Source organism: bacterium, from assembly GCA_035691305.1.
In the GTDB taxonomy this organism is placed as follows: domain Bacteria; phylum Sysuimicrobiota; class Sysuimicrobiia; order Sysuimicrobiales; family Segetimicrobiaceae; genus DASSJF01.
The window spans coordinates 26185-34609 of the sequence record DASSJF010000060.1; the positions used below are offsets into that span (position 1 = coordinate 26185).

9 protein-coding genes and 1 tRNA gene are annotated in these 8425 nt (G+C 70.1%); all 10 read left to right on the top strand.

Annotated features, from left to right (window positions below; genetic code table 11):
• Position 1 precedes the first annotated feature (1 nt).
• Positions 2-1063, top strand: coding sequence for an ABC transporter ATP-binding protein (locus tag VFL28_10710; GenBank protein ID HET7265130.1), 1062 nt, complete (start codon positions 2-4; stop codon positions 1061-1063).
• On the top strand, positions 1060-2046 hold the full coding sequence (locus VFL28_10715) for an extracellular solute-binding protein (protein ID HET7265131.1): 987 nt from the start codon (positions 1060-1062) through the stop codon (positions 2044-2046). Before VFL28_10710 ends, VFL28_10715 begins: the two co-directional genes overlap by 4 nt.
• A 200-nt stretch (positions 2047-2246) precedes the next feature.
• Complete coding sequence (locus VFL28_10720) at positions 2247-3230, top strand: AAA family ATPase (GenBank protein ID HET7265132.1); 984 nt, start codon at positions 2247-2249, stop codon at positions 3228-3230.
• A gap of 11 nt (positions 3231-3241) precedes the next feature.
• Positions 3242-4255 (top strand): DUF58 domain-containing protein, encoded by a 1014-nt coding sequence (locus VFL28_10725; GenBank protein ID HET7265133.1) that lies wholly within the window; start codon positions 3242-3244, stop codon positions 4253-4255.
• Positions 4234-5325 (top strand): VWA domain-containing protein, encoded by a 1092-nt coding sequence (locus tag VFL28_10730; protein ID HET7265134.1) that lies wholly within the window; start codon positions 4234-4236, stop codon positions 5323-5325. Before VFL28_10725 ends, VFL28_10730 begins: the two co-directional genes overlap by 22 nt.
• Positions 5322-6314 (top strand): VWA domain-containing protein, encoded by a 993-nt coding sequence (locus tag VFL28_10735; GenBank protein ID HET7265135.1) that lies wholly within the window; start codon positions 5322-5324, stop codon positions 6312-6314. Before VFL28_10730 ends, VFL28_10735 begins: the two co-directional genes overlap by 4 nt.
• A 142-nt stretch (positions 6315-6456) precedes the next feature.
• Entirely contained in the window at positions 6457-6879 is a 423-nt protein-coding gene (locus tag VFL28_10740) for a hypothetical protein (protein ID HET7265136.1), read from the top strand.
• Positions 6880-6885: 6 nt separating this feature from the next.
• Positions 6886-7155: a GlsB/YeaQ/YmgE family stress response membrane protein gene (locus VFL28_10745; GenBank protein HET7265137.1), complete on the top strand. Its 270-nt coding sequence runs from the start codon at positions 6886-6888 to the stop codon at positions 7153-7155.
• Between the two features lie 53 nt (positions 7156-7208).
• Positions 7209-8138: a UDP-glucuronic acid decarboxylase family protein gene (locus VFL28_10750; GenBank protein ID HET7265138.1), complete on the top strand. Its 930-nt coding sequence runs from the start codon at positions 7209-7211 to the stop codon at positions 8136-8138.
• Positions 8139-8199: 61 nt separating this feature from the next.
• A tRNA-Arg gene (locus VFL28_10755) sits at positions 8200-8275 on the top strand.
• Positions 8276-8425 lie beyond the last annotated feature (150 nt).

The window sequence follows — 8425 nt, forward strand, 5'->3', positions numbered from 1 at the left end:
CGTGCTGACCGTCGCGGCGGCCTGCCGCCTCGGCGACTTTTCGCTGGACGTCGCGTTCCGGTCCGCGCACCGGCGCACGGTACTCTTCGGGCCGTCGGGCGCCGGAAAGTCGCTGACGCTGCAGTGCATCGCCGGATTCCTCGTGCCCCCGCGCGGGTACGCGGCCATCGGCGACGCGGTGGTGCTCGACACGGAGCGGGGGATCAACGTCCCGCCGTGGCGCCGGCGGGTCGGCGCGCTGCTGCAGGGCGACGCGCTCTTTCCGCACCTCGACGCGGCGGCCAATGTGGCGTACGGGATGCGGCGGGTGTGGCGCGGCCGCGAACCGACGCGGGCGCTTGCGCTTCTGGCGTCGGTGGGGCTGGCCGGTTACGGGCCGCGCCGGCCGTCCGATCTGTCGAGCGGCGAGCGGCAGCGCGTCGCGCTCGCGCGGGCGCTGGCCAGCGACCCCCGCGCGCTGCTTCTCGACGAGCCGTTCTCCGCCGTGGACGCGCCGGTGCGCGAGCAGCTGCGCCGCGACTTGATCGCCTTGGTCGACGCGCGCGACCTGCCCGCCGTGGTGGTGACGCACGACTTCGACGAGGCGCACGTCCTCGGGGAGACGGTCGTGGTGCTGGTCGCGGGTCGCGTCGTGCAGACGGGCGCACCCGCAGACGTGGCCGCGCATCCGCGAACGGCGACCGTGGCCCGCCTCGTCGGTGCCGCCAACGTGCTGCGTGGGACGCTCGCCCGGTGGGAAGACGGCCTGGCGGTCGTGCGCGCGGAGCCGTTCGTGCTGCGCGTCGAGCATCCGCGCGGCGCCGAACACGTTGAGGTCTGCGTGCGCCCGGAGAGCCTGCGCGTCGGTCCGGTGGGGTCCGGCGAAGTCGAAGCCCGCGTCCGTCAGGTGCTGCCGAGGCGTACCGGCGCGACCGTGCTGCTCGCGGCCGGGCCCGTCTCGCTCGAGGCGTGGGTCGCGGACCGTCCGCCCGCCCCCGGAACCCTGGTCGGCGTCTCCATCCCCGCGGGCGCCGCCCACGTGCTCGAAGCGGAAGGCGAACGTGCGTCGGAGTTGAGATCGTGAGGCGGCAACTGCGGCCGGCGCTGCACTGCGCGCTGGCTGCGGCGGTGATGGTGGTCGCCGCGGCGGGCGGATGGCCCGGGCCGCAAGGCGCCGAGGCGGCAGGTGCTCCTGTCCGCGTGCTCTACGCCGGTTCGCTCGTTAACGTTTTCGAACGCGATCTGGGGCCGGCGTTCACACACGTCTCGGGCATCACAGTCCTCGGACGCGCCGGCGGATCGACCGCGCTGGCACATATGATCCGGGACGGCCTCGTTCCCGCGGACGTCTTCGTGAGCGCCGAGCCGGGCGTCAACCGGATCCTTGCACCGGCGGCGGGCGTGCCGTCGGCGAGTTGGTTTCTCACCTTCGGGACGACATCGATGGTTGTCTCCTATGCACCGGGCCGCCGGTTCGCCACGGCGCTCAGGACCGGCCGGTGGTTCCAAGCGCTCGCCTCGCCGGGCCTTCGCCTCGGCCGGACCGACCCTGCCTTGGACCCTAAGGGCTTCCGGACGATACTCGTCATGCGGCTGGCGGAAACCTACTACCATGAGCCCGGACTGGCGCGCCGGGTGCTGGGCCCAGACGAGAATCCGGCGCAGATCTTCCCCGAGGAAGCGCTGATTGGCCGGCTGACATCGGGGCAGCTCGACGCGGGCTTCTTCTACCTTGTGGAGGCGGTCGCCGAGCGGCTGCCCTACGTCACCCTGCCGGCCGCGTTGAACCTTTCGGATCCTGAGTACGCGGCGTCGTACGCGACGGCGTCGTACGTCGATGCCTCCGGGGTGAGGCACAGCGGCGCGCCGATCGTCTACACGGTCACGATTCCGTCGGCGTCACGGAATTCCCGCGGCGCGGCGCGCTTCGTCGCCTTTCTCCTCGGCCGGGAAGGGCGCGCGCTCCTCGCCGCGCGGGGCGTTCTCGGGGTGCCGGTTCGTGCCGGCGGCAGCGCCGCGGCCGTCCCGGTCTCGCTGCGCCCGTTCGTGACCGGTCCGTACCACTGAAGCGAGATTATGAAGGCGGCGAGAGCATACCGCGCCGCGCGCGGACGTTACTGGTAAAGGAAGGGGACGCCCGTCCGACTCCCTAAATATCCGGAGCATCCATTTTCATTGAGGTGATCAACGTGACCGACCAGGCGCCGCGCGAGCGGATGCGCGTTCTTCGCTATCCCACCGAAACGTACACGCAGGCCGCGGGCACGATGCGCAACGTCCTGTACGAGATCAAGAAGGTGATCGTCGGCCAGGACCTGATGCTCGAGCGGATTCTCGTCGCGCTCCTGTCGCGCGGCCACATCCTGATCGAGGGCGTGCCCGGTCTCGCGAAGACGCTCGCCATCAAGACGACGGCCCAGGTGCTCGACTGCCAGTTCAAGCGCATCCAGTTCACGCCGGACCTGGTCCCGGCCGACCTGGTCGGGACCCGCATCTATAACCAGGCGTCCGGCACGTTCGAGGTCGAGCTCGGCCCCGTCTTCGCCAACCTCGTGCTGGCCGACGAGATCAACCGCGCCCCGGCCAAAGTCCAGTCCGCGCTGCTCGAGTCGATGCAGGAGCGGCAGGTGACCATCGGCAAGCAGACGTTCTCGCTGCCGGACCCGTTCCTCGTGCTCGCGACGCAGAACCCGATCGAGAGCGAGGGGACGTATCCGCTGCCCGAGGCGCAGGTCGACCGGTTCATGTTCAAAGTCGTCATCACGTACCCGACGTTCCACGAGGAGATGACGGTGATCGACCGCCTCACGGACCAGATGGCCGCCGTGAACCGGGTCATCGGCGTCCAGGAGCTCTTCGATCTGCAGAAAGTCGCGGACGCCGTCTACGTCGATCCGCGCCTGCACGAGTACGCGGTCAGCCTCGTCACCGCGACGCGGCGGCCCCAGGAGTTCGGCGTCGGCGACCTGGCGCGCTACGTCGCGTACGGCAGCAGTCCGCGGGGCTCGCTCAACCTCATCATCGGCGCGAAGGCCCTCGCGCTGCTGCGCGGCCGCGAGTACGCGATGCCGGAAGACGTGCGGGATCTCGCGCCCGAAGTGCTGCGGCACCGGATTCTGCTCTCCTACGAGGCGCTCGCTCAGGACATGACGCCCGATCAGCTGCTACAGCGCGTGATGGACGCGGTCCCCGTGCCGCGGGTACACATCGGCGATCCGTACGGCGAGAGCAAGACCGCCGCGGTGCCGTAAGGCCGGGACGCGTGCGCCTCTCGCTGCTCCGTAACGGCCGGACCGCCCGCGCGCGGTCCGAACCGCCGGCCCCGCGTCTCCCGGCCCGCGCCGAGCCGGCCCCGGCGACGGTCGCCGGCCCCGGCATCGAAACGCCCGAGCGAATCCTGCGACGCCTCGAGTTCAAGGTCGTACGCCGGCTCGACGGCTTTCTCTTCGGCGACTACCGCGGCATCTTCTACGGGCCGAGCCTCGACCTCGCCGAGGTCCGTGAATACCAGCCGGGCGACGAGGTGCGCCGGATCGATTGGAACGTCACGGCGCGGATGAACCAGCTGTTCGTCCGCCAGTACCGCGAGGAGAAAGAGCTCACGGCGTGGCTTCTCGTGGACCTGTCCCCGTCGATGCAGTTCGGGACGGTCCGCCGGTTCAAGCGCGATCTCGCCGTCGAGTTCGCGGGCGTCGCCGCGTACATCATCACGCGGCACGGCGACAAGGTCGGCGGTCTTGTGTTTCCGACCCAGGCGGGCGTCAGTTTCATTCCGCCCCGCGCGGGCCGGCAGCACGCGCTGCGGGTGGTCCGGGATCTCGCGTCGATTCCGACGATCGCGGGCGGCGGCCAGACCGACCTCGGCGCCGTCCTGCGGCAGCTCGGGCGCCTCGCCAAGCGCCGATCACTCGTCTTTCTGATCTCGGACTTCCACTCGCCGGCGGGGTGGGAACAGCCGCTCGCCGAACTCGGGCGCCGCCACGAGATCATCGCGGTGCGCATCGAGGACCCGAGAGAGCGCGAACTTCCCGACGTCGGCGGCGTGTATCTGCACGACCCCGAGACCGGCCAGCAGCTCTGGATCGACACGTCCGACCGCCGCGTGCGGCAGGCGCACCGCGCACTCGTCGCCGAGCGCGACGCGCGGCTCGCCGAGATTCTGCAGCGCACGCGGGTCGATCTGCTGACGCTGTCGACGGGCGCCGGTCTCGTCGACGATCTGCTGCGGTTTATCACTCTTCGAAGGCGGCGGCGATGGAGTTTACCTGGCCGGTAATGCTGTGGGGGCTGGCCCTCCTGCCGGTGTCGGTCCTCTGGTACATCCTCGGGGTGCGTCGCATCCGGCGCACGACCGCGCAGCGGTTCGCCGAGGCGCCTTTGTTTGCGCAGATCGCCGTGCGGCTCCCGGCCGTACGGCGGCACATCAGCATGGGGCTGTACTTCACCGCGCTCGCGCTCCTCCTCGGGGCGGCGGCGCGGCCCGTCATGGCGGTGCCGCTGCCGGTCAACCGCGCCACGGTCATCCTCGCCATCGACACGAGCGGCAGCATGGCCGCGCCGGACCTCCAGCCCACCCGTCTCGACGCGGCGCGCCAAGCCGCGAACGGATTCCTGGATGTCTTTCCGCCGGGTCCCCGGGTCGGACTGGTGACGTTCAGCACGTACGCGACGCTCATGGTGCCGCCGACGGACGATCGAAGCGCCGTCCGCGACGCGCTTGCGACGCTCAAGACCCAGGAAGCGACCGCGATCGGCGACGGCGTCGCCGTGTCCCTGAAGGCCATTCCGGGCCGCGCCGCGAGCGTGCCGGGCACCACGCCTCAGCCGCCGGGACAAGGTCAGCCCTTCGGGCAGCCGCCGCTCGGACAGTCGCCGTTCGGAGCGTCGCCGGGTCAGGCGCAACCGCCGGCCGCGGGGCAGGGCGGATCGGGCCAGCCGGGGTCCGAGGACCTGCCGCCCGCCGCGGTGATCCTGTTGACGGACGGCGGTCAGAACGCCGGCACCGCGGACCCGATCCGGATGGCGGCGCTCGCCAAGCAGTTGAAAGTCAAGATCTACACGATCGGCCTCGGCACGCCCGGCGGCGGCGTCTTCCAGTACCAGGGGCAGATGGTGCTGGTGCCCTTCGATCCGACGCTCTTGCAGCAGATCGCCGCGATCACGGACGGCAAGTTCTTCGTCTCGCCGACGGCCGGCGATCTGAAGCGGATCTACCGCGAGCTCGGGAAGTCGATCGGCTGGGAAAAGCGCAAGACCGAGGTCTCGGCCCTGTTCGTCGCCGGCGCCGGCGTCCTCATGCTCGGCGGCGGCGCGCTCTCCCTTCTGTGGATGGGGAGGCTGCCGTGAGCTTTCTCTGGCCGCGGGTGCTGTGGCTGTTCGCGATCGTCCCGGCGCTGGTGGCGGGTTACGTCTGGATCCTGCGCCGCCCCGCGCGGGAGCGCGTGCAGTATCCGACGCTCGATCTGGCGCGGGTCGCGGCCGCGGCGGGCGGCCGCTGGCGGCGGCACGTCGCCGCAGTGCTCTACCTGCTCACCGTCTGCGGCGTGATCTTCACCGTCGCCCGGCCGGTCGCGCCGGTGCCGGTGCCCGACAACCGCGCGGTGGTGATGCTGAGCATCGACGTGAGCCGGAGCATGATGGCGCGCGACGTCGTGCCGACCCGGCTCGACGCGGCGAAGAAGGCCGCGGTGGACTTCGTCAACAATCTCCCGCGCGGCGCGAAGGTCGGCCTCGTGTCCTTCAGCAGCTACGCCACGCTGATCACGCCGCCGACCGACGACCACGACCGGGTCGTGCAGGCCATCAACAGCCTGAACCTCGAGTTCGCGACCGCGATCGGCGACGGGCTGCTCGAGGCCGTGTACGCGCTGCCCGGCCGTCCGCGGCCGCCGCAGGCGCTGCTGCCCGGGCTCCCGCCGCCTCCGCCGCCGGACGCGGACCGGCTGCCGCCGGCCACCGTGGTTCTCTTGAGCGACGGACAGAGCAACCGCGGGACGCCGCCCGAGGACGCGGCGACGATCGCCCGCCAGCTGAAAGTGCGCGTGTACACGATCGGGCTCGGATCGCCGGAAGGCACGTTCCTGGAATTGGGCGGTCGCGGCATCTTCGTCCGGCTCGACGAGGAGACGCTGAAGCAGATCGCCGAGGTCACCGGCGGCGCCTACTGGCGCGTGTCGTCCGCGGCCGAGCTGAGCCGCGTCTACACCCGTCTGGGCCGCGTGATCGGCTGGCGCCGCGTGCCGGTCGAGGTCAGCGGCCTGAGCGCGGTCGGCGTCGCCGCGCTGTTCCTCGGCACCGTCGCGACGTCGCTGGCCTGGATGCACCGCCTCGGTTAGCTGCAGCTAGACCCGGAGTTGGTTTCCACACCTCGCGGCCCGGTTTCGCCGGGCCGCGTCCGCGTCCGGGCGTCGTGTTTGCCCTCCGCCCCCCAGGGAAGAATATCCCTGAGCCTGTTATCCCGGATGGAGAGGTGGATCCGTGGCCTCGAACCGAGCCATTGCCGCGCCGTTGACGGACGTGCTCTACATGATGGCGGAAGAGGGCGCCGATGAAGAGACCAGTGATCTGACCGAAGACACGTGGGCCGGCCTCATGCGCGACGGCGCGGATGTCGCCCGCCGGGTCGAAGAGGAGATCGACACCGGCGGCGTGACCGTGCCCCGCGAAAACGTCGATCCCGACGATCTGAACGCGATCCGCGCCGCGGCCGGGGTTATCGTGACGCGCGACCATCGGCGGGGACGCGTGAACGCGGAGACGTACCCGAACGAAAGCGAGCTGCTCGTGGCGTGGACCGCCATCGTAACGGAACTCGCGCCCGGCTCGCCGGAGGCCGAGGAGACCGAAATCGACGGCTCGGCGGGACGGTCGTCGTCCGGCCGGCGGTCTACTGGACGGTAGGGGTAAATGAGTATTCTTGCCTGGGTTGTCGTCGGCATCATCGCCGGCTGGCTCGCGAAGATGGTCGTGCCCGGAGAAGGGCCGGGGGGGCTCCTCGGCGATCTTCTGATCGGCGTGGTCGGCGCCGTCGTCGGCGGCTGGATCTTCCGCTCGTTGGGACACGCGGGCGTGACGGGCCTCAACATCTGGTCGATCGTCGTCGCGGCGATCGGCGCGATCGTGCTGCTCTGGATCCTGCGGATGTTCACGGGCAAGCGTCCGGTCCGCACGCTGTAGAAGCCGGGGATCACCATCCCGGTTTCGCGCTGTTGGTGTTATGATGGCTGCGCATGAGGGCCGTCGTAACGGGGGGCGCGGGGTTCGTCGGGTCGCATCTGTGCGAGCGTCTGCTCGCGGACGGAACGGACGTCGTCTGCCTCGATAACTTTCTCACCGGCCGCGCGGACAACGTCGCGCACCTGGCCGGGCCCCGATTCGAGCTTCGGCACCATGACGTCACGACGCCGATCGAGATTGCCGGACCCGTCGACGTTGTGCTGCACTTTGCCAGCGCGGCCAGCCCCGTCGACTACTTGGCGCACCCAATCCAGACGCTGAAAGCCGGGGCGCTCGGCACCTGGATCACGCTCGGTCTCGCGCGTGCGAAGGGCGCCCGGTTTTTGCTCGCGTCCACGTCCGAGGTCTACGGCGACCCGGCCGTGTCGCCGCAGCCGGAGACGTATTGGGGCCACGTGAATTCGATCGGGGTCAGGGGATGCTACGACGAGGCCAAGCGATTCGCGGAAGCGATGACGATGGCGTACCATCGTGCCCACGGCGTCAACACCGGCATCGTTCGCATCTTCAACACGTTCGGGCCGAGGAATCGGCCCGATGATGGGCGCGTGATGCCGGCGTTCATCACGCAGGCGATCCGGGGAGAGCCGCTCACGGTCCACGGCGACGGGACGCAGACTCGGAGTTTCTGCTACGTCTCGGACCTGGTGGAGGGGATCGTCCGCCTCACGCGCTCCGAGATCCACGAGCCCGTCAACCTCGGCAACCCCGAGGAGATTCGGGTCATCGACCTCGCGAAGCTCGTGCTCGAACTCACGGGGAGCCGGAGCACGACCGTTCATCGTCCCCGTCCCGAAGACGATCCGACCCGCCGGTGTCCCGACATCAGTCGGGCGCGCACGCTGCTCGGCTGGGAGCCGCGCGTGCCGCTGCGCGAGGGCCTGCGGCGCACGCTGGAGTGGTTCGCCGCTCGGATCGCGTAGGTGGTACGATAGGCGCAGCGCCGGTCGACCCCGCGGCCGGCTACCATGAAAAATTGAAAGCGCGCCCGTAGCTCAGGGGATAGAGCAGCTGCCTTCTAAGCAGCGGGTCGGGGGTTCAAGTCCCTCCGGGCGCGCCAAGCCCAGTCGGTCCAGCCAGTCAAGCCCCAGCGACGAATGAGCACCTCAATTATCCACTGTGCCGGCTGAGGAAGACCGGCGGCGGGCCACCCGATGGTTTGTCGTCCCCAACGCCTTACACCAAAATTCGGTTGATATGTCTAAAAAGT

Coding starts and splice junctions, on each gene's coding strand:
- VFL28_10750 (HET7265138.1), top strand. CDS start 7,209: ATGAGGGCCGTCGTAACGGGGGGCGCGGGGTTCGTCGGGTCGCATCTG.
- VFL28_10720 (HET7265132.1), top strand. CDS start 2,247: ATGCGCAACGTCCTGTACGAGATCAAGAAGGTGATCGTCGGCCAGGAC.
- VFL28_10730 (HET7265134.1), top strand. CDS start 4,234: ATGGAGTTTACCTGGCCGGTAATGCTGTGGGGGCTGGCCCTCCTGCCG.
- VFL28_10745 (HET7265137.1), top strand. CDS start 6,886: ATGAGTATTCTTGCCTGGGTTGTCGTCGGCATCATCGCCGGCTGGCTC.